This is a genomic window from Rhodobacter sp. 4.3.4, assembly GCF_058724655.1.
In genome coordinates, this window is record NZ_CM178967.1 from 2,629,594 (window position 1) to 2,648,965 (window position 19,372).

19 protein-coding genes are annotated in these 19,372 nt (G+C 67.3%); 7 read left to right on the forward strand and 12 right to left on the reverse strand.

The genetic code is table 11. From position 1 onward, the window contains the following. Positions 1-123: 123 nt before the first annotated feature. Positions 124-396: an FAD assembly factor SdhE gene (locus tag AC4PTB_RS12900; protein WP_492190334.1), complete on the reverse strand. Its 273-nt coding sequence runs from the start codon at positions 394-396 to the stop codon at positions 124-126. Positions 397-520: 124 nt separating this feature from the next. On the opposite strand from AC4PTB_RS12900, the gene AC4PTB_RS12905 reads away from it, so the two are divergent. The 3 genes from AC4PTB_RS12905 to AC4PTB_RS12915 all read left to right on the forward strand — a co-directional run bounded on the left by AC4PTB_RS12905 (position 521) and on the right by AC4PTB_RS12915 (position 3,380). Continuing rightward, positions 521-1,723, forward strand: a complete 1,203-nt coding sequence (locus tag AC4PTB_RS12905) for a pyridoxal phosphate-dependent aminotransferase (RefSeq protein WP_492190335.1) — start codon at positions 521-523, stop codon at positions 1,721-1,723. A 26-nt stretch (positions 1,724-1,749) separates the two neighbouring features. Next, positions 1,750-2,175, forward strand: coding sequence for a hypothetical protein (locus tag AC4PTB_RS12910; RefSeq protein ID WP_492190336.1), 426 nt, complete (start codon positions 1,750-1,752; stop codon positions 2,173-2,175). Between the two features lie 74 nt (positions 2,176-2,249). Beyond that, positions 2,250-3,380 carry an NAD(P)/FAD-dependent oxidoreductase gene (locus tag AC4PTB_RS12915; protein ID WP_492190337.1) on the forward strand — a complete coding sequence of 377 codons (1,131 nt, stop codon included), beginning with the start codon at positions 2,250-2,252 and terminating at the stop codon, positions 3,378-3,380. Here the strand turns inward: AC4PTB_RS12915 and AC4PTB_RS12920 are convergent. From AC4PTB_RS12920 to ppk2, 5 genes are all read right to left on the reverse strand, one after another. Next, positions 3,337-4,743 (reverse strand): MATE family efflux transporter, encoded by a 1,407-nt coding sequence (locus AC4PTB_RS12920; protein ID WP_492190338.1) that lies wholly within the window; start codon positions 4,741-4,743, stop codon positions 3,337-3,339. The two genes, AC4PTB_RS12915 and AC4PTB_RS12920, sit on opposite strands and share 44 nt — an antisense overlap. A 41-nt stretch (positions 4,744-4,784) precedes the next feature. Next, positions 4,785-5,372, reverse strand: coding sequence for a cytochrome b/b6 domain-containing protein (locus tag AC4PTB_RS12925; protein WP_492190339.1), 588 nt, complete (start codon positions 5,370-5,372; stop codon positions 4,785-4,787). Between the two features lie 58 nt (positions 5,373-5,430). Next, positions 5,431-5,883, reverse strand: coding sequence for a c-type cytochrome (locus AC4PTB_RS12930; RefSeq protein ID WP_492190340.1), 453 nt, complete (start codon positions 5,881-5,883; stop codon positions 5,431-5,433). A 116-nt stretch (positions 5,884-5,999) separates the two neighbouring features. Beyond that, complete coding sequence (locus AC4PTB_RS12935) at positions 6,000-6,599, reverse strand: SAM-dependent methyltransferase (protein ID WP_492190341.1); 600 nt, start codon at positions 6,597-6,599, stop codon at positions 6,000-6,002. Positions 6,600-6,659: 60 nt separating this feature from the next. Then, on the reverse strand, positions 6,660-7,694 hold the full coding sequence (ppk2, locus tag AC4PTB_RS12940; RefSeq protein WP_492190342.1) for a polyphosphate kinase 2: 1,035 nt from the start codon (positions 7,692-7,694) through the stop codon (positions 6,660-6,662). 149 nt (positions 7,695-7,843) lie between these two features. Between ppk2 and AC4PTB_RS12945 the strand changes: the two genes are divergently transcribed. The 4 genes from AC4PTB_RS12945 (at position 7,844) to AC4PTB_RS12960 (ending at position 11,529) form a co-directional block, all read left to right on the forward strand. Continuing rightward, entirely contained in the window at positions 7,844-8,515 is a 672-nt protein-coding gene (locus AC4PTB_RS12945; RefSeq protein WP_492190343.1) for a glutathione S-transferase family protein, read from the forward strand. Between the two features lie 104 nt (positions 8,516-8,619). Beyond that, on the forward strand, positions 8,620-9,675 hold the full coding sequence (gene prfA, locus AC4PTB_RS12950) for a peptide chain release factor 1 (RefSeq protein WP_492190344.1): 1,056 nt from the start codon (positions 8,620-8,622) through the stop codon (positions 9,673-9,675). Beyond that, complete coding sequence (prmC, locus tag AC4PTB_RS12955) at positions 9,672-10,502, forward strand: peptide chain release factor N(5)-glutamine methyltransferase (protein ID WP_492190345.1); 831 nt, start codon at positions 9,672-9,674, stop codon at positions 10,500-10,502. The genes prfA and prmC overlap by 4 nt, the downstream gene beginning before the upstream one ends. A 295-nt stretch (positions 10,503-10,797) precedes the next feature. Continuing rightward, positions 10,798-11,529 (forward strand): DUF4167 domain-containing protein, encoded by a 732-nt coding sequence (locus AC4PTB_RS12960; RefSeq protein ID WP_492190346.1) that lies wholly within the window; start codon positions 10,798-10,800, stop codon positions 11,527-11,529. Between the two features lie 57 nt (positions 11,530-11,586). Here the strand turns inward: AC4PTB_RS12960 and rsmA are convergent, their stop codons facing one another. From rsmA to lptF, 6 genes are all read right to left on the reverse strand, one after another. Then, entirely contained in the window at positions 11,587-12,429 is an 843-nt protein-coding gene (gene rsmA, locus AC4PTB_RS12965; RefSeq protein ID WP_492190347.1) for a 16S rRNA (adenine(1518)-N(6)/adenine(1519)-N(6))-dimethyltransferase RsmA, read from the reverse strand. Positions 12,430-12,502: 73 nt separating this feature from the next. Further along, positions 12,503-13,513 carry a 4-hydroxythreonine-4-phosphate dehydrogenase PdxA gene (gene pdxA, locus AC4PTB_RS12970; RefSeq protein ID WP_492190348.1) on the reverse strand — a complete coding sequence of 337 codons (1,011 nt, stop codon included), beginning with the start codon at positions 13,511-13,513 and terminating at the stop codon, positions 12,503-12,505. After that, entirely contained in the window at positions 13,510-14,778 is a 1,269-nt protein-coding gene (locus AC4PTB_RS12975) for a peptidylprolyl isomerase (RefSeq protein ID WP_492190349.1), read from the reverse strand. The genes pdxA and AC4PTB_RS12975 overlap by 4 nt, the downstream gene beginning before the upstream one ends. 44 nt (positions 14,779-14,822) lie before the next feature. Further along, positions 14,823-17,030 (reverse strand): LPS-assembly protein LptD, encoded by a 2,208-nt coding sequence (locus AC4PTB_RS12980; protein ID WP_492190350.1) that lies wholly within the window; start codon positions 17,028-17,030, stop codon positions 14,823-14,825. Then, positions 17,030-18,130: an LPS export ABC transporter permease LptG gene (gene lptG / locus AC4PTB_RS12985; protein WP_492190351.1), complete on the reverse strand. Its 1,101-nt coding sequence runs from the start codon at positions 18,128-18,130 to the stop codon at positions 17,030-17,032. The genes AC4PTB_RS12980 and lptG overlap by 1 nt, the downstream gene beginning before the upstream one ends. After that, a complete protein-coding gene (gene lptF, locus AC4PTB_RS12990; protein WP_492190352.1) occupies positions 18,127-19,257 on the reverse strand; it encodes an LPS export ABC transporter permease LptF in 1,131 nt (376 codons plus the stop codon). Before lptF ends, lptG begins: the two co-directional genes overlap by 4 nt. Positions 19,258-19,372 lie beyond the last annotated feature (115 nt).

Sequence of the window (19,372 nt, forward strand, 5' to 3'; positions counted from 1 at the left end):
GAAATGACATTCGGTTCTCCGCCAGCCTCGCTTCCTGAGACCACCTTGGCGGCAAAACCCGAAAATACGGTTAAACCCGGACGAAGTTTCGGAAATTCGTCACGATTTCTGCAAGATAGCAGATCAGCCCCGCGCCAGCCTGCCCTGCATGAAGACTCTGATTTCCGCAAACAAATCAACATATTGTGGTGGGCAGGGCTGCGACCCCGAAAACCAGGGGTAGAGATCCTGGTCATTTTCCTCCAGCAGCCTGTCGAAAAGATCGAGCTGCGCGGTCTCGAATCCTTCCAGCTTCGCATCGGCATAGGGTCCCAGAATCAGGTCCATCTCGCGGATGCCGCGGCGCCAGCTGCGCATCTTCATCCGCTTGATCCGGGCTTCGTGCGTTTCGCTCATGATCCACCTTCCTTGCCGTGCGTGGCCCTGCCTTGCACCTGCCAACCCCGCCCGTCAACTGCGTTTTCCTTGAACGCCCGCGCCTGCACGCGTAAGGAGAGGCAACCCAGAACAGGAGCCCGCCATGGCCTTTTTGTCCGATACGCTTGCGCGCGTGAAACCCTCGCCCACCATCGCGGTGACCAACAAGGCGCGCGAACTGGCCGAGGCCGGGCGCGACGTGATCGGCCTTGGCGCGGGCGAGCCCGATTTCGACACCCCCGCCCATATCAAGGCGGCGGCGATTGCGGCTATCGAGGCGGGCCGCACGAAATACACCGCCGTCGATGGCATCCCCGAGCTGAAGAAAGCCATCTGCGCCAAGTTCGAACGCGAAAACGGGCTGTCTTACAAACCCAGCCAGATCACCGTCGCTTCGGGCGGCAAGCAGGTGCTTTACAATGCGCTGGTCGCCACGCTGAACCCGGGCGACGAGGTGATCATCCCCGCGCCCTATTGGGTCAGCTATCCTGATATGGTTCTGCTCGCGGGCGGCACCCCGGTCTTTGTCGAGGGCCGGATGGAGGCGGGCTACAAGATCAGCGCCGAAGATCTCGAAGCCGCGATCACGCCGCAGACGAAATGGGTGATCTTCAACTCGCCCTCGAACCCCTCGGGCGCGGCCTATACCCGCGATGAACTCAAGGCGCTGACCGATGTGCTGCTGCGCCACCCCCATGTCTGGGTGATGTCGGATGACATGTACGAACATCTGGTGTTCGGGGGCTTCACCTTCACCACCCCCGCGCAGGTCGAGCCCGGGCTTTACGACCGCACGCTGACCTGCAACGGCGTCTCCAAAGCCTATGCGATGACCGGCTGGCGGATCGGCTATGCGGGCGGGCCCGAGGCGCTGATCAAGGCGATGGCCAAGGTGCAGTCGCAATCAACGTCGAACCCCTGTTCGATCAGCCAATATGCCGCCGTCGCCGCGCTGAACGGACCGCAGGATTACATTACTGAGAGCCGCGTCGCCTTCGAGCGCCGCCGCGATCTGGTGGTGGCGGCGCTGAACACCTGCCCCGGCATCAGCTGCCCCGTGCCCGAGGGGGCGTTCTACGTCTATCCCTCGATCGCCGGGCTGATCGGCAAGACCTCGGCCGCGGGCACGGTGATCACCGATGACGAAGCCTTTGCCACGGCACTGCTTGAGGAAACCGGGGTCGCCGTCGTCTTCGGCGCGGCCTTCGGCCTGTCGCCCGCCTTCCGCATCAGCTACGCTACCTCGGATGCGGCGCTGATCGATGCCTGCGCGCGGATCAAATCCTTCTGCGAAGCACTGAAATAAGGCGGGACAGCCCGGGGAGAGGTGCGATGGCCGGGGAATTGCCCGAATATTATTTCCGCATCCGCGACAATGGCGCGGCGGTGTTTCGTGTCGATACCGAAAACCGGCAGCGCCGGATCGAGATGGAGCAGATCGCCGTCGTCAACGTCAGGAACGGCGAAATCAAGCCGCAGGGCGAGCGCAAGCTGACCCCCGCCGATCTGCACGCGATCGAGGTCTGGATGGCGAAACGCATCGCCACCCTGGCCGCGCGCGATGTCGATGACATCCTGCGCACGGTCGATCACCTGAACCTGACGACGCATTGGGTGCAGGCAAAGGCGACGGGGGCGCAGCTCGACGAGGTCACCGATCCGCTGTTGCTGGCGATGCATGACCTGCGCACGGTTCTGGTGCGCAAGAAGGCCGAGCGGATGATGAAGGCCGGTCCCGGGGCTGACACAGAGACGTGACCCGGTTTTGCTTGCCTGAACGGGCGGCGCGGGGCTAGCCTTGCATTCGAAAAATGGAATGCAAGGAGGCCCCCATGACCCATATCGTCATCCTCGGCTCGGGCTTTGCAGCGCTGACGGCGGTGCGCGCGCTGCGCAAGCGCGGCGTGAAGGCCGAGATCACCCTGATCTCGCCGCGGGACAGCCTGCATTACCTGCCCTCGGCGATCTGGATCCCCTCCGGTCTGCGCGAGATCGAGGAGTTGCAGATCCCGCTGGCCCCGTTCCTTGCCCGCCACAAGGTGCGCTTCCTGCGAACCGCGGTCAGCACGCTGGATGCGGGCACCCGCAGCGTCACCACCCTCGACGGGCAGGTGATTTCCGCCGATCACCTGATCATCGCCACCGGGGCGCGGTTCCTGCGCAAGCTGCCCGGCATCGAACATGCGCTGATCCCCTGCGAGGGGCTGGCCCCGGCGCAGGCGATTTCCGAGCGATTTCATGCGCTTGAGGGCGGCACCATCGCCATCGGCATGGCCACGAACCCGAATGAGCCGGGGGCGATCCGCGGCGGGCCGATGTTCGAATACCTGTTCATCCTCGACACGCTGCTGCGCCAGCAGATGCGCCGCGACCGGTTCAAACTGGTGTTCTTCTCGCCCTCGGACCGGCCCGGGCAGCGGCTGGGCGAAAAGGCGGTCGACGGCATTCTGGCCGAGATGAAACGGCGCGGCATTGAGACGCATCTGGGGCACAAGATGGTGCGGATCGAGCCCGACAAGGTGGTGACCGAGGCGGGCGAGATCGCGGCCGATCTGATCCTGTTCCAACCCGGCATGACCGGGCTTTCCTGGTTCGAGGGCACCGATCTGCCGCTCTCGCCGGGCAAGATGATCGAAGCCGATGCGCTCTGCCGCGTCGCGGGCAAGCCGGGCGTCTGGGTGGCAGGCGATGCCGGGTCCTATCCGGGGCCGGACTGGCTGCCGAAACAGGCGCATCAGGCCGATCTGCAGGCGCAGGCGATCGCCGCCAACATCGCCGCGATCGAAAAGGGTCTGGAGCCGGCGACGCCGTTCCGGCCCGAACTCATCTGCATCATGGACAGTCTCGACAGCGGCATGCTGGTGTTCCGCCGCGGCAAGATCAACCTGACCCTGCCCGCGCTGAAACCGCTGCACTGGCTCAAGCGGCTTTACGAAGGCCACTATCTGCGGGCGTTCCGTTAAGCCAGGGGCCGCGCCAGAACCGCACCATCAGCGTGATACCGACACAGGCCAGCCCGATCACCAGACCCAGCCACAGCCCCACCCCGCCCAGATCGAAGCGGAAGGCGAGGATGTAGCTGGCGGGCACCCCCACCAGCCAATAGCTGATCGTGGCAATCACCATCGGCACCCGGGTATCATGCACGCCGCGCAACAGGCCCAGCGCCATCACCTGCGCCGCATCGAACAGCTGGAACAGCCCCGCCACCGCCAGCAGATGCGCGCCAAAGACCAGAATCTCGGCCGCCTCGGGTTTCGTGCGGTCCACAAACAGCCCGACCAGCGTTTCCGGCATCGCCAGAAAGACCGCGATCGTCAGACCGGCAAAGACCATCGACATCAGCACCGCCGCCTTGGCGCCCGCGCGCAGCCGCGCGGGATCGGCGGCGCCGTAAGCATGGCCCGCCCGGACGGTGGCCGCATTCGACAGCCCCATGTGGATCATGAAGGTCAGCGAGGCCAGCTCCAGCGCGATCCCATGCGCCGCCAGCTGCACCGTGCCCAGCCAGCCCATCATCAGCGCCGAGGCCTGAAACAGCCCCGCCTCCGACAGATGCGTCAGCCCGGCGGGCAGGCCCAGCCGCACGACGGCCCGCATCGCCTCCCAATCCGGGCGCCAGAACCGGGTGAACAGCTGGATCTGCCGCAGCTTCGGATGCCATGCGGCATAGGCCGCCAGCAGCAGCGCCGAAGTCGTCTGCACCAGCACCGAAGACAGCGCCGCCCCCCGCACCCCCAGCTCGGGCGCGCCGAAATTGCCGAAGACAAAGGCCCAGTTGCCGAAAATGTTGACGCCCACCCCCAGCACGGTGACCCACATCACCACCTGCGCGCGATGTTGCGCCCCCAGATAGGCGCGCAGCACCGCCACGACCAGCGCCGGCACCAGACCGAAAGCGGCAATCGACAGGAAATCGCTGGCAAGCCGGGTCAGATGCGGGTCCTGCCCCAGCGCGCGCAGGATCGGCGTGGCGGCAAACAGCACCGGCATCGCAACCAGCCCGTAGCCGATCGAGATCCAGAGCCCCATCCTTGTGTCGCGGCGCAGCTGCGTGACATTGCCCGCGCCCAGCGCCGCGGAGATCCGCCCCATCAGCGCATAGGAAAAGCCCGAGCCGAGGATGAAGAGGAAAAAGAAGAACGACGATCCAAGGACGACGGCGGCCAGTTCGGCCACGCCATACCAGCCCAGCATGATCGTGTCGGTGACGTGAAGCGCCATCTGGGCAACGTTGGAGCCGATCATCGGCAGGCCCAGAACCAGAGTGGCGCGGATATTGGCGGCAAGGCCGGATTGCCCTGCGGGAATGTTAACCTGTGTCATGCGCACAAGTTAGCGCGAAACCCTGCCGCCGTCCATATGGCTCAGTCGGGACGGCGCCCGGTGATCATCGGGGTGATAAGGTCTTCGCGCTTCCACAGCCGGTAGAAGAAGATCGCCGCCACATGCAGCCCGACCAGTGCCAGGATCAGCGGCGCAAGGCTCTTGTGCCAGCTCAGCACCAGCTTGTTCACATCTTCCGAGACATAGTCCGACAGCGGCCCCATGTTCACGTAATCATCAGTGCCGACGAAAAGCCCGGTCAGCACCTGCAGGCCCAAAAGCACCAGCATCGCCACGACCGCCCAGCCGCCCAGCGGATTGTGGCCCGGCGTATGGCTCGGCTGGCGCTTCGGCAGCGTCAGCAGATAGCGCAAGACCGGCCCCGGCCCGGTGACGAAATTGGCAAACCGCGCCGTGCGCGGGCCGACAAAGCCCCACAGCAGGCGGATCAGCAAGAGGCCCCCCACCACATAGCCCAGCCAGAAATGCAGCGTCATGATGTCCGGGCCGAATTCGCCCAGAATCCAGGCCCCCACGACGCAGATCATCAGCGTCCAGTGAAACACCCGCACCAGCGGATCCCAGATCATCGGGCGGCGTTTCGGGGCGGAATCGGTCATGTCGGTCATCGCGCAATACCTTCAACGGAAAGGAAGAAGGGGCGGGGTTTCCCCCGCCCCGGACAGATCAGTCTTCTTCGCGGTAGTCGTCGTGGCAGGCCTTGCAGGTGCCGCCCAGCTTTTGCAGCGCCGCGCCGAAGGCGGTCGCATCACCGGCATTGGCCGCGGCGATCACTTCCGCACCGGCGTCATTCATCGCTTTGCCCTTGGCGCCGAAATCCGCCATGTTGGTCCAGATCGCCGCCTTGGCGGTGGTCTGGCCGGGCAGATCGGTGCTCGAGGTGCCCGCCGGGAACAGCGGCGCCACATCGGTCGCCAGAATCTTTTCCAGCGCCGCGGCTTCGGCCTTGGCGGCCTCGGCGTCAAACGACTTGGCCACGCCGGTCATCGCCTTCATCGATTTGCCAAGCGATTTGAAATAGGCTTCGCGGGCTTCAAGAACCTCTTTGGTATCCGCGGCATAGGCGGCAGAGCCCAGAACAAGGGCGGCCACCGGAAGAGCGAGAAGGATTTTGCGCATGCGTCATCTCCTGAAAGGGTTGGGGTCAGTGCATCGAGCTTACTAAACGCACGACAAGCACGGTTCCGTCTATGCCACGGGCAATAAATTGTCTGTGACGAGATCACAGGCCGCCATCATCTTGCCGGTTTGACCGCAACAAAGTCGATCAGCGCCGCCTTGCCGCTGTGCCCGGCGCCCTCGGCCAGCTGCGCGTCGTAATCGGCCTGGTGCCGGATCTCCCAGCCGGGAAAGGCCGCGCGCAACAGATCAAGCGTCCAGAGTTGCGCGACCTCTTTCGGACCGCCCGAGGCATTGGCCAGCTGCCGCACCGAAAAACCGTGCAAAAACAACATGCCCCCGGGTTTGAGCGCCTGCGCCATGCCGCGAAACATCGCGCTGCGCTGCGCGGGCGGGGCGAATTGGATGAAGACGCCGAAGACCGCGTCATAGGCGGCGACAGGCCAGATGAAGCGCTCCAGATCGGCCAGTTCGGTGCCCAGGCTCACCCCCCGCGCCGCGGCGAGCTTCTGCGCTTTCGCCAGCGCCGGGGCAGAGCCATCCAGCGCATGCAGGCACAGCCCCTGTGCAGCCAGCCACACCGCATTGCGCCCCTCGCCCTCGGCAACCGAGAGCACCTGCGCCCCCTGCGCCAGCCGCCAGGCCTGCGCCACGACAAAATCTGCCGGCTCAGTGCCGTAGACATAATCCTCGCCCGAAAACCGTTCGTCCCACATGGCCCGTCCCCCGTTGCCCCGCCCCAAGATGGGCCGGGGCCGGGATTCACGCAAGGGACTTCAGCTTTTCGCCCTTGCCGCGGGGCCGCGCCGCCCGGGGTGCAGCGCACTGGCCAGGATATGCGCCGCGCCATGCACGACATGGCTGGCATGGCCGACGATCAGCGGATCGGGGGGCGTGACGATCGCCGGATCCTTGTCGGGATAGTCGAGCGAGGACAGGAAATGCTTCATGCAATTCAGCCGCGCCCGCTTCTTGTCATTCGACTTGATGATCACCCAGGGCGCATCGGCGGTGTCGGTATAAAAGAACATCGCCTCCTTCGCCTCGGTGTAATCGTCCCATTTGTCGAGGCTTGCCATGTCGATCGGCGAGAGTTTCCAGCGCTTGAGCGGATCGGTGGCGCGTTCGGTGAAGCGCCGCCGCTGCTCCTCGCGCGAGACGGAGAACCAGTATTTGTAAAGCCGGATGCCCGAGCGCACCAGCATGCGTTCGAATTCGGGGGCCTGACGCATGAATTCCAGATATTCGGTGGGGGTGCAAAAGCCCATCACCCGCTCGACACCGGCGCGGTTGTACCAGCTGCGGTCGTAAAACACCATTTCCCCCGCGGTGGGCAGCCAGCGCACATAGCGCTGGAAATACCACTGCCCGCGTTCCTCGTCCGAGGGCTTGTTCAGCGCCACGACGCGGGCAAAGCGCGGGTTCAGGTGTTCGGTGTAACGCTTGATCGTGCCGCCCTTGCCCGCGGCGTCGCGGCCTTCGAACAGGATGACGAATTTCTCGCCCGTCTCCTGCGCCCAGCGCTGCACCTTGAGCAATTCGGTCTGCAACAGCGCCTTTTCGCGCTCGTAAGCCACACGGCCCATGCGGCGCGGATAGGGATATTTGCCGCTCTCGAAGGCCTTGCGGACGCTCGCGGCATCAAGCGTCGGGAATTCCTGCGGCCCGGTCAGCGCGGCGCTTTCGCCCGCAGCGGGTTCGGGAACAGCTTCGGGCACAGCCTCGGCTGCGGGCTCCGGCCCGGCGGCCTCCGCCTGCGGCGGCGGTTCGGTGGCGGCCTGCGGCGCCCCCGCAGTGACATGATCTTCCATCCGAAACCCTCCCTGCTGTCCGCCCGAGCCTGGCAGGGAAAGCTGAAAATCGCCTTGATACGGGTCAAGAAACCGTCATCCGGCCGTCGCATTTTCCGCCTTCCCTCGGCGCCGATCCCGGCGCAGCATGAGCAAAACAGGAGGGACCGATGATCACACTTTACGGCATGTACCGCTCGCGCGCGACGCGCAACATCTGGGCGGCGACGGAACTGGGGCTCGACTGGCAGCTCAAGCCGGTGATCCAGGCCTATCGGCTGGAAGCGCAGGGAATCGACGCCTCTCACCCCGAGGCGCCCTTCAACACCCGCACGCCGGAATTCCTCAAGCTCTCGCCCGCAGGCGCGATCCCGGTGATGGAGGATGCGGGGCTGGTGCTGTCGGAATCGCTGGCGATCAACCTTTACATGGCGAAAAAGGCGGGCGGGGCGCTGGCGCCGAAAGACCTGCGCGAGGAAGCGCAGATGCTGCAATGGGCGCTTTACGGCGCCACCGCGATCGAGGGCCCGGCGCTGGACATTTCCTTCGCCTATGCGCGCGGCGAGGCGGCGACCGAGAATGGCGAGGCGAAGATCGCCGCCGCCTCAGCGCAGCTGCAACGCCCGTTCAAGGCGCTGGAAACCCATCTGACGACGCATAGCCACATCGTCGGCGGGCGCTTCACCGTGGCCGACATCAACATGGCGGAAATCATCCGCTACGCCCAGGCCCACACCCGGCTGATGGCGCAATTTCCCCGCCTCTCCGGCTGGCTCGATCTGTGTCAAAGCCGTCCGGCCTTCCGCGACCTGATGGAAAAACGCGCCGCCGAACCGGCATGAGCAAGCCCGCGCCCTGCTTTTTCTTGGGGAAAATACGCCGGGGGTGCGGGGGCAGCGCCCCCGCCCGCCCTTGACCCGCAGCCCGGTCTCGGTCAGATGACCCCATGGTACCGCTCGACAAACTTGCCCAGATCACGGCCCGTTTCGAATTTCTCGAAGCGAAGCTGAACACGGCCCTGCCCCCGGCCGAGATCGCCGCGCTCTCGCGCGAATACAGCGAGCTGCGCCCGGTCGTCACCGAGATCGCCGCCTATCGCCAGTCGCTCGACGATCTGGCCGAGGCCGAGGGCTGGCTGGCCGACCCCGAGATGAAGGCGCTCGCCGAGGAAGAGCTGCCGCGGCTGAAAGCCCGCATCCCGGCGATGGAACAGGCGCTGCGGCTGGCGCTGTTGCCGAAAGACGCCGCCGATGCCCGCCCGGCGATCCTGGAGATCCGCCCCGGAACCGGCGGCGAAGAGGCGGCGCTGTTCGCCCATGACCTGTGGCGGATGTATGAACGCCACGCCGAAAGGATGGGCTGGCGCTTTGAACGGCTCGAATTCACCGCGACCGAGCTTGGCGGCGTCAAGGAAGCCATGGCCCGGATCGAGGGCGAAGGCGTCTTTGCCCGGCTGAAATACGAATCCGGCGTGCATCGGGTGCAGCGCGTCCCCGAAACCGAGGCGAGCGGGCGCATCCACACCTCGGCCGCCACCGTCGCCGTGCTGCCCGAGGCCGAAGAGGTCGACATCGACATCCCGGCCAGTGACATCCGCATCGACACGATGCGGTCTTCGGGCGCGGGCGGGCAGCACGTCAACACCACCGACTCGGCCGTGCGCATCACCCATTTGCCCACCGGCATCATCGTCACCTCGTCCGAAAAGAGCCAGCACCAGAACCGCGCCAATGCGATGGCCGTGCTGCGCGCCAGGCTTTACGAGATCGAACGCGACCGACTGGCCAGCGAACGGGCCGAGAACCGGCGCGCTCAGGTCGGCTCGGGCGATCGCTCGGAACGCATCCGCACCTACAACTTCCCGCAGGGGCGGATGACCGATCACCGCATCAACCTGACCCTTTACGCCCTGCCGCAGATCCTGGCGGGCGATCTGGGCGAAGTGATCGATGCGCTTGTCGCCCATGATCAGGCGGCCAAACTGGCGGAGATGGACGAATGAAGGCACAGATCGCGCTGATGTTGGGCACGCGCCAGCTTGAGGGTGCGGGCATCCGCGGCGCCGCCACCGATGCCCGCCGCCTGCTCGCCCATGTGATGGAGGTGCCGCCGGAGCGGCTTTACCTGTCGATCCATTCCGAGCTCCCGGAAGAGCGCCACAAGCAGTTTCTCAAATGCCTTGCCGCCCGCGAGGCGCGTCAGCCGGTGGCGCAGATCACCGGCCATCGCGCGTTCTGGAAACACGAGTTCCGGGTCACGCGGGCGACGCTTGACCCGCGGCCGGAAACCGAGCTGCTGGTGGAAGTGGCGCTGGAAAAACCGTTCGAGCGGGTTCTGGATCTGGGCACCGGCACCGGCTGCATCCTGCTCAGCCTGCTGGCCGAACGCCCCGCGGCCGAGGGCGTGGCCACCGACATCTGCGCATCCGCGCTCGCCGTGGCGCAGGAAAACGCCGAGCGTCTGAGCCTGCATGAACGCGCGCATTTCGTGCAGGGCGACTGGTTTCACGGCGTCGAGGGCCGGTTTGACCTGATCGTCTCGAACCCGCCCTATATCACCGAGGCCGAGATGGCCGATCTTGCCCCCGATGTGCGCGACTGGGAACCCCACACCGCCTTGACGCCCGGCGGCGACGGGCTGGGCGCCTATCGGGCGATTGCTTTCGGGGCCTTTGCCCGGCTCCGGCCCGGCGGGCGGATCGCGCTGGAGATCGGCCCGACCCAGGCGGCGGCAGTTTCGGCAATGCTGAGCGCGCAGGGCTTTGCCGATCTCGAGGTCCGGCAGGATCTGGGCCGCCGCGATCGCGTGGTGCTGGCGCATCGGCGCTGAACGGCGGCGCTGAACGGCGGCCCTGAGCCCCGAAACGCGGTTTTCCGGGCGCAATCGGCAGATTTTCACGATCTTTTCCCCCGCCGCGCCTGATTCCGTCTTGCACCACTGCGCCCGAAGTGTTTAGTGCAACCGCGTGAGGGGATGGTTTTCGTCCTCCCCCCCGGTCAGCTTCCTTCCAGGGTCGGTTCCGTTTGCAGGCGCTGCCTGCGGGTTTCGAACCCCGGTCAGACGGGCGCCCAAATCCGGTCCGGCCCAGACCTTCCACCCGCAAGGGTCCAACAGACGCAGGCTCATGAGATCCTCCAAGTCCCGTTCGCGCAACAAGTCGAACCGCCAGCGCAGCATCGGCAATATCATCAACCGGGTCTTCGACAGCTCCGGCCCCGAGGGCAAGGTGCGCGGGACGCCGCAGCAGATCATCGAGAAATATCTGGCGCTGGCGCGGGATGCGCAGCTGGGCAATGACCGCGTGGCGGAACAGAACTTCCTGCAACATGCGGAACATTACACCCGCCTGCTGGGCGAGGCGCAGCGCGAACTGGCCCGCGAGCAGGAAGAGCGCAACCGCAATTACCAGCAAAACGGCAATCAGACCGGCGGCAACGCGCAGCAGGGCGGCCAGAGCGGCAACTTCCGCGACCGGCCCGAGCGGGAACCGCGCGAGCCGCAGCAACCGGACCCGGTCCGCTTCGAGGAGGCGCCGCAGCCCCGTTATGAAGGCGCGCCGGTGCTGATGCCCGATTTCTTCGCCGCTGCCGAAGACGACGGCCCGGGCCTCGTCGAAACGCCGGAAACCCGCCAGCCCGAAGCGCCGCGCGCCGAAAAACGCAGCCCCGCGCCGCGCCCGGTCGAAGCGGCTCCGGCTGAAACCGACGCCGCCGCGACGCCCGAGGCCCCCCCGGCCCCGGCAAAATCCGACGCCGCGCCGAAGCCCCGCAGCCGCGCCCCGCGCAAGCCGCGCAGCGACAAGCCGAAGGCCGAGCGGCCCGCCGAAGCACCGCCCGAAGGCTCTGCCGCAGAATGAAAAAACCGCGCCTTCGGGCGCGGTTTTCGTTTCAGACAGCCGGATCGGGCAGCCGGGTCAGCCCGCGGCCACCAGCCGGGCCAGATGACAGAACTGCTCCAGACTCACCCGCTCAGCCCGCTCGGTCGGCGCGATGCCTGCCTCTTCCAGCAGCGCCTCGATGCGCGGATGCACCCCCTTCAGGCTGGAGCGCAGCATCTTGCGACGCTGGTTGAACCCCGCCGCCACCACCCGCTCCAGCACCGCCGGATCGGCGGGAAAGCGCGGCGCGGGCAAGGCGGTCAGATGCACCACCGCCGAATGCACCTTCGGCGCCGGGGTAAAGGCTTCGGGCGGCAGCACCATGACGATCTTCGCCTCGGCCCGCCACTGCGCCAAAAGCGCAAGCCGCCCATAGTGATCGCTGCCGGGCTTCGCCACGATCCGCTCCGCCACCTCTTTTTGAAACATCAAGGTCAGGCTTTGCCAGAACGGCGGCCAGACCGCGGGGGTCAGCCAGCGGATCAGAAGCTCGGTCCCGACATTATAGGGCAGGTTCGCCGCGATCCGAATGGGCGGCGTCAGATGCGAAGCCACATCGACCGCCAAAGCATCGCCGTTGATCACCTCGAGCCGCCCGGGGTAATGCGCGGCAATCTCGGCCAGCGCGGGCAGACAGCGGCTGTCCTTCTCCACCGCCAGCACGCGCCGCGCGCCCTCGGCCAGAAGCCCCCGCGTCAGCCCGCCTGGCCCGGGCCCGACTTCGAGCACGTCACAGCCGGTCAGATCCCCCGCCGCCCGCGCGATCTTCGCGGTCAGGTTCAGATCCAGCAGAAAGTTCTGCCCCAAAGCCTTTTTCGCCACCAGCTCATGGGTCGCGATCACCTCGCGCAAGGGCGGCAGCCCGTCAATCGCAGCCAAAGCCCGTCCTTCCCTTTCATCTTGCCTCAAATATCCCACGGGGGTCCGGGGGTGTGAAACCCCCGGCGGCGCGTCACAGCCGCGCGGCCCCCATCTTCGCCGCCATCGTCAAGGCCGCGATCAGACTCTGCGGACTGGCCTTGCCGGTGCCCGCGATATCATAGGCCGTGCCATGATCGGGCGAGGTCCGCACGAAGGGCAGCCCCAGCGTCACATTCACGCCGCCGTCGAAATCCAGCGTCTTGATCGGGATCAGCGCCTGATCGTGATAGGCGCAGATCGCCGCGTCATAGCGCGCCCGCGCCGCGGGGTGAAACATCGTGTCGGGCGGCAGGGGGCCGGTCACCGCCAGCCCCTCGGCGCGCAGCCCCACGACCACTTCGGCGATCCAGTCGATTTCCTCGTGCCCCATCGCGCCGCCCTCGCCCGCGTGGGGGTTCAGCCCCGCCACCGCAAGCCGCGGATTTTCAAGGCCGAAATCGCGCCGCAGCCCCTCGGCGGTCAGCCGCACCACCTCGCGCAGAAGCGCGGGCGTATAGGCGTCGAAGACCTCGCGCAGGGCAATGTGGATCGTCGCGGGCACGACGCGGCAGGGCGGATCGACCCGCTCCGAGGCCAGCATCATCACCACCCGCGCGCCGCCCGCCAGATGCGCCAGATATTCGGTATGGCCCGGAAAGGCGAAGCCCGCCCCGTCCTTGAGCACCTTCTTGTTGATCGGCGCCGTGGTCAGCGCCAGCCCCGCGCCGCGCGTCACCAGATCGACACCGCGCGCGATCACGTCGATCACCGATTGCGCATTCGCCAGATCGGGTTGCCCCGGCACCGCCGCCGCCGGAAACGGATGCGGCAGCACGCACAGCGCCGCCCCGGCATGGGTCATCGCCTGCTCGGGCGTGTCGATTTCGCGCACCGCCGCGCCGCGCGGCAGATGCGCCGGATCGCCCAGCCAGACAAAGGGCAGCCGCGCCCCCAGCGCCTGGCTCGCCCGCACCGCCAGTTCCGGCCCGACCCCGGACGGATCGCCGCAGGTCAGGATCACCGGCCGCTCGATCCCCGCCACCTCGGTTGCGCGCAGGCTCATTTCCGCACGATCACCGCTTCGGCGCGCAGTTGCGCCAGCATCCGGTCGGCCAGGGCGCCCACCCGCGCGTTCAAAAGCTGATCCCGCACCGCCTCGCGCGAGGGGCCGGTCTCGCCCACCGCGGCATTGATCGCCCGGCCGCGATCGCAGAGCATCACCAGCACGTCATTGCCGCCGCGCGTGATCACCTGCATCTCGTTCAGATCGAGCCGCGGCAAAAGCCGGGCGATATCGGCCGGGATCTGCCCGGACCGCGCCGCCTCGACCCGCTCCAGCCGCTCGGGCGGAAGCTTGCCCGCCACCGAATAAAGATCGTCGCAGCGCTGCGCATCGGCCTCGGCACGGGCGCGCAGGGCGGCGGCCTCGGGCGAGCCGGAGGCCCCCAGAAGCAACGTCGCATAGCCGATCGCCGCGGTTTGCGGCGTCAGCGGCGCCCCCTCGTCCAATCCGCGCAGGAAGAAGACCGACACCGAATTCGGCGTCTGGACCGGCGCCGAGGCGCGGCCGGGCCGCAGCCCCAGCACGGTTTCGCGCACTTCGGGCGGCAGCGCGGTGACCGGCATCCAGTCCAGCCGCCCGCCCTGTCTGGCGCTTTTGGCCGAGGACAGCTCTTTTGCCAGCGCGGCAAATTCCGCCTCGGTCTTCGCCGCGGCGGCCTTGCGCGCCTTGGCCATGGTCTCGGCATCGCGGCCGGGGAAATTGCGGATCACGATTTCCGAGACCAGCACCTTCGGCGGCTCGGGCTCGGCGCCCCTGGGCGCCTCATGGGCCAGCGCCCGGTCGATCTCGGCATCGGAAATCCGGATCCGGCCGCCGCCATAGGTCGCCTTGATCACCTCGCGCCAGGTCACCCCGGAGGTGACGAAATCGCGATAGGTCTGTGCCTCGACCCCGGCCTCGGCCAGAACCTTGAGGAAATCTTCGGGGCTCAGATTGGCGCGGGAAGCGAATTCCGCCATGCCGCGGCTCACCGCCTCGGAGGAGACGGACACACCAAGGCTGCGCGCCTTCCAGCTTTGCAGCCGGTCGTCGATCAGCGCCTCCTCGGCCATCTTGCGCGCATTTTGCCCCGCCCCCAGCAGCTCCATGAAGCGGGCGCGCTGGGCGATTTCATAGCCGCTGATCGCCAGACCGTTGACGGTGATCGCCGGGGCGAAATCCCCCGCCGATTGCGCCTGCAGCGGCGCGGCGGTGCCCAGCGCCAGCCCGGCCGTCAGAACCCATCCGAGAAGCGAGGGAAAATGCCGCATCATTCGTTCCGTCATCCGTTCGTCGTTTCCTTGCGCGGGCCGCGCATCCGGGCCCGGTTTCAGCGCCGGCAGACCCGCTCGGTCCGGTTGCCGCCCGATCCGGCGCCAAAGCCCGCCAGCGTGACCGACAGGCCGAAGTCGGTTTCGGGCTCCACACTAGTAGAGGACGTGAACCGGCGCGAGAGGGAAAGATCGACGGTGACGCATTCGTTTGAATATTGCAGCCCCAGCGCGGCCCTTGCGGCGCGGTCGGCGATCAGGTCGTAGCGGGTGTCGAAACCGGTTGACCAGCCGCGGCGCAGCTGCCAGTCGGATTCGAACAAAAGCTCCGAGGTTTTCGACACCGCCCCGAACTCGCGCATCCACAGATAGCCCGCCGCCACCTTTGCCCGCTCGCCCAGATAGGCCAGCCGCAATTCATCGCGGTCAAAGTCCAGATCGTCATCGACCAGCATCCGGTTCGACACCACCAGCCCGCCCGCCGTGCTCAGATGCGTGGCGATCAGCCAGTCCGAACTGGTGCCCGAAAGCCCCGAGCCTTCGACGAAATCGCCAAGGTCATCCAGCCGGAACACCCGCCCCGCCGTCAGCCCCAGCGACCAGCCCGAGGCATCATGCCGCGTCCAGCTCAGGCCAAGGTTCGCCCGCGTGCCGCGTTCGCGCCGGTCCCCGCCCGGATAGCGGGAAAAGTCAAACAGGTTGCCCTCGTCGAATTCGGTCAGCAGGCTGTCCTCGTCGGGCAGCTGTTTCAGGCTCTTGCCGCTCCAGATGATCTGCGCCACCGGCTCGATCACCTGCACCGCGCGGCCCTCGCTTTTCACCAAAGGCCAGCGCAGCTCGACCCCAAGCGAGGGCAGCGCGCGCAGGCTTTCGCCGGAAAAATCCTTGTCCTGCCGCACCGCCGTCGCGTCGATCGCCAGCTCGCCCTCCAGCGCGGCGAGCAGGCCGCCGCCCAGAAGCCAGTTCCGCCGCCATTCCGCCACGCCCGAAAGCCGCGTCATGTCGCGCCCGTCGGCGGCATCACCGGCATCCGGCCCGTCCGTCGCCAGGCCCGAGGCCCGCCAATGCGCATGCAGGCTGCCCTCGAAGCTCAGCTCGCCGCCGATCAGCCCGGGCCGCCAGACCCGGGTCCAGGCGGCATCGGCCGAGCGCATCGGCTCGGTCTCGTTGCTTTCGCTCTCGCGCAGCGAATGGGTCTTGCCGATCTTCGCCCGGATCAACTCGTCGCGGCGCACCCTGTCCAGCGTCACCCCCGACCACAGCCGGTCATCCTCGGTCACGTCGTAATTGAGCAGATAGGACGGGTCCGAGACCATCCGCAGCTGCAGCCCGAGCGTGTAACCGGCGGGCAGCGCGAAAGTGCCGGTGCCGAACAGATAGCCGCGGGTCTTGCCCTCGCGGATGGAATCGCGGCTCGCCGCGCCCTCGATCTCGAAACTACCGCTGCGCAGCGCCTGACGGTAGCGCAGCCCGAGCGTGCGGGTGTAATTCGCCGACAGATAGGGCGTCACCGTCAGATCGGCCGAGGGGCCGAAGGTCAGGAAATAGGGCACCTTGAGCCCCGGCCCCAGAAGCGAGGTGGTGCGCAGGGTCGGACGCAGCACGCCCGACATCCGCTCCACCGTCGGATCGGGCATGCGCAGCCGCGGCAACCAGACCAGCGGCACGCCCATGGCACGGAACTGCGCGCTTTCAAACAGAAGCTGGCGCGTTTCGGTGTCATGGGTGATGGTGCGGGCGCGGATCTCCCACAAAGGTTCGGGATCGGTCAGACAGACCTTGCACGAGGAGGCCACGACCTCGCGCAGCACGGTGCGGGTGCCGTCCTGCCGCTCCATCCGGTTCGCCGCCAGCTGCAATTCGCGCGACAGCACCATCCGCGCGCCGCTCAGCACGCCGTTTTGCAGATCGCGGCTCAGCTCGGCGGTATCGGCAAGGATCACCGAGCCGGTCGCTCCCGGCTGCACCAGCCGGATCGGCCCCTCGATCGCCAGCCGGTCGCTGGCCTTGTCATAGAGGATGCGGTCGGCGGTCAGCCGGTGTTCGCGCCAATAGACCTCGACATGGCCCGAGGCGATCAGCCGGTCGGTGCCGGTGACCTCGATCCGGTCGGCGAGCAGCGTCGCGGCATCGGAATAAAGCGGAGCCGCCAGCGCGGGGGCGGGCGCGGCCGGGGTCTGCGGCTGCGCCGGGACGGCAAGCGTCAGCGCCAGAGCCGAACCGAGCGCCGAACCAAGCGTCCAGTGCCGCAAGCGGCGGTTGCGCATCATCCCTCCTCCTGCTGCAGAACCAGCGTCAGCGCCAGCATCAGGGCGATGGCGGGCGGCGCCCAGGCCGCCAGCGCGGCGGGGATCTGCCCGTTGTCTCCCAGAACCTGAGCGATATTGCGCAGGAAGAATAGCGCAAGTCCGGCCAGAAGCGCCAGCATCACCCGCCCGCCGGTGCCGCCAAAGCGCGCCGGACGCAGGGTGAAGCCGGCCGCCACCAGCACCATCGCGGCGAGCATCAGCGGCTGCGCCAGCTCCACCTGCAGCCAGACGATATGGCGGCGCGCGGAAAAGCCCGCCTCCTCCAGCGCGCGGATGAAGCCCGGCAATTCCCAGATCGGCATCGCCGAGGGGGCGCCGAAACTGTCGGCGATGCTTTCGGCGGTCAGCGTCGAGGGCAGCGAGAGCGTCCGCGCCCGCGTCGCGTCGCGTTCGGGGTTGGTCGAGCGGCCCAGCGGCCAGTCCTTCGCCTCTGTCAGCACCCAGGACCCGGGCGTCAGCCAGGCCGAGGCGGCATCGATCCGGCGCACCGGCCCGGCCTTGGCGTCGAACAGCAGGAAGGTGACCTGGTAAAGCGCGGTGGCATCGGCATTGCCGCGCATCGCATGGATCACCGCCTGCCCGCCATCGGCGGTGCCCTGGCGCATCCACAGCCCCTCGCGGCCGATCGAGACGGTCTGGCGGCCCTCGGCGCGCAGCTGGCCCTCGATCTCCTCGGCGCGCTGGCTGGTGGCGGAAACGATCGGATTGCCGACCGCGACCAGCAGGACGCCGATCAGCAAAGCCACCGTCACCGGCGCCAGCAGCATCCGCAAGGCCGAGCGCCCGGCGGCACGGATCACCACCAGTTCCGAAGACCGCGCCAGACCGAGAAAAGCGACCACGCCCGAGAGCATGACGACGAGCGGAAAGATCGTGTAAAGCGTCGAGGGCACCGACAGCGCCGCCAGCCGCGCCGCATCCGACAGCGCGCCGCGGGCGGGGTCGAGACGGCGGATCTGCTCGACCATCTCGATCAGGAACAGCACCCCCCAGAACGCCCCGGCGACGATCAGAAAGGCCTGCCCGAAACGGCGCGCGATATAAAGCGACAGCGTCATGCCCGGCCCTCCGCCGCCGTCAGGGGGGGCGACCTGCGCCGCCGCCCGGCCCAGGACAGCGCCAGCACCACCCCCGCAAGCCCGGCCAGCGCGGGCATGTAAGGCAGCGCCCAAAGCTCGGGATCGGCGCGGGTCATCGAGGTGGCCAGATTGGACAGCGACTGCAGCCCGATCAGCGCCAGCACCGCCAGCCCGATCTGCCGCCACAGCCCCAGCCGCGAAAACCCGCCCAGCATCATCGCCGCCACCGCGATCAGCGCCGCCACCGGCGCCAGAAGCGGCTGCGCCAGCCGGTCATGCAACTCCAGCCGCGCCGCCGCCATCGTCGAGCCGGTCGCCGCCAGCAGCTCCGGCCCCGGCGCGATCAGATCGCGGCTGGGCACCTCTTCCCAGTCGATGCGCCCGCGCAGGCCGGTGCCGATCGCGCCGCCCAGATCATAGGTGAAATCGGCAAAGCGCGTCAGCGCCAGCGAGCCGTCCGAAGGCCGCAGCGTCTGCGCCGTGCCATCGAACATGACGAGCTTCGGCCCGGCCTCCGAGGGCACGATCAGCGCCTTTTCGGCGGTATAGATCGTCTCGGCGCTCTCGCCGCGGGCATCATAAAGGAAAATGTCCAGAAGCTCGCCCAGATCGGAAATCTCGCGGATATAGACGGTGATGCCCGCGGTGGGGGTCTGGAAACTGCCCTCGGTCAGAAAGCGCGCGGTGACATCTTGCGACACCTGCGCCTGCCGCTCGGCCAGCCGCGCGCGGGCGGCGGGCACAAGCTCATGCACCAGCACCAGCATCAGCGCCGCGACAATCAGCCCGAAGACCGCGACCGGCCGCGCCAGCCGCCACGGGCTCGCCCCCGCCGATTGCATCACCACCAGCTCGGATTCGCCCGAAAGCCGGTTGATCGCGTAAAGGACGGCGGCAAAGGCCGCCACCGGCAGCACCAGCGAAATCACCTTGGGCAGGGTCAGCGCGGTGAATTCCAGCACCACCCAGGCGGACTGGCCGTCACCGATCAGCTTGTCGAACAAAAGCACCGCCCGGTTCACCCAATAGACCGAGACCAGCACCAGCGCGAAGAATCCGAAGATCGCCATCAGCTGGGACAGGAGATATCGGTCCAGGCGTTTCAATGTCGGATCTCTCCCGCGGGGTTTGCCCCTCTCTAGCGCGGGATCACAGCCGGGAAAAGCCCGAAGACCCGGGCCGGTGCAGCTTCCCGCCCATCATCGCACGGCTATACAAGCG

Bases quoted from the DNA above. Each gene is read 5' to 3' on its own strand.
- AC4PTB_RS12900 (WP_492190334.1), bottom strand. From the start codon at position 396: ATGAGCGAAACGCACGAAGCCCGGATCAAGCGGATGAAGATGCGCAGC.
- AC4PTB_RS12905 (WP_492190335.1), top strand. From the start codon at position 521: ATGGCCTTTTTGTCCGATACGCTTGCGCGCGTGAAACCCTCGCCCACC.
- AC4PTB_RS12910 (WP_492190336.1), top strand. From the start codon at position 1,750: ATGGCCGGGGAATTGCCCGAATATTATTTCCGCATCCGCGACAATGGC.
- AC4PTB_RS12915 (WP_492190337.1), top strand. From the start codon at position 2,250: ATGACCCATATCGTCATCCTCGGCTCGGGCTTTGCAGCGCTGACGGCG.
- AC4PTB_RS12920 (WP_492190338.1), bottom strand. From the start codon at position 4,743: ATGACACAGGTTAACATTCCCGCAGGGCAATCCGGCCTTGCCGCCAAT.
- AC4PTB_RS12925 (WP_492190339.1), bottom strand. From the start codon at position 5,372: ATGACCGACATGACCGATTCCGCCCCGAAACGCCGCCCGATGATCTGG.
- AC4PTB_RS12930 (WP_492190340.1), bottom strand. From the start codon at position 5,883: ATGCGCAAAATCCTTCTCGCTCTTCCGGTGGCCGCCCTTGTTCTGGGC.
- AC4PTB_RS12935 (WP_492190341.1), bottom strand. From the start codon at position 6,599: ATGTGGGACGAACGGTTTTCGGGCGAGGATTATGTCTACGGCACTGAG.
- ppk2 (WP_492190342.1), bottom strand. From the start codon at position 7,694: ATGGAAGATCATGTCACTGCGGGGGCGCCGCAGGCCGCCACCGAACCG.
- AC4PTB_RS12945 (WP_492190343.1), top strand. From the start codon at position 7,844: ATGATCACACTTTACGGCATGTACCGCTCGCGCGCGACGCGCAACATC.
- prfA (WP_492190344.1), top strand. From the start codon at position 8,620: ATGGTACCGCTCGACAAACTTGCCCAGATCACGGCCCGTTTCGAATTT.
- prmC (WP_492190345.1), top strand. From the start codon at position 9,672: ATGAAGGCACAGATCGCGCTGATGTTGGGCACGCGCCAGCTTGAGGGT.
- AC4PTB_RS12960 (WP_492190346.1), top strand. From the start codon at position 10,798: ATGAGATCCTCCAAGTCCCGTTCGCGCAACAAGTCGAACCGCCAGCGC.
- pdxA (WP_492190348.1), bottom strand. From the start codon at position 13,513: ATGAGCCTGCGCGCAACCGAGGTGGCGGGGATCGAGCGGCCGGTGATC.
- AC4PTB_RS12975 (WP_492190349.1), bottom strand. From the start codon at position 14,778: ATGACGGAACGAATGATGCGGCATTTTCCCTCGCTTCTCGGATGGGTT.
- AC4PTB_RS12980 (WP_492190350.1), bottom strand. From the start codon at position 17,030: ATGCGCAACCGCCGCTTGCGGCACTGGACGCTTGGTTCGGCGCTCGGT.
- lptG (WP_492190351.1), bottom strand. From the start codon at position 18,130: ATGACGCTGTCGCTTTATATCGCGCGCCGTTTCGGGCAGGCCTTTCTG.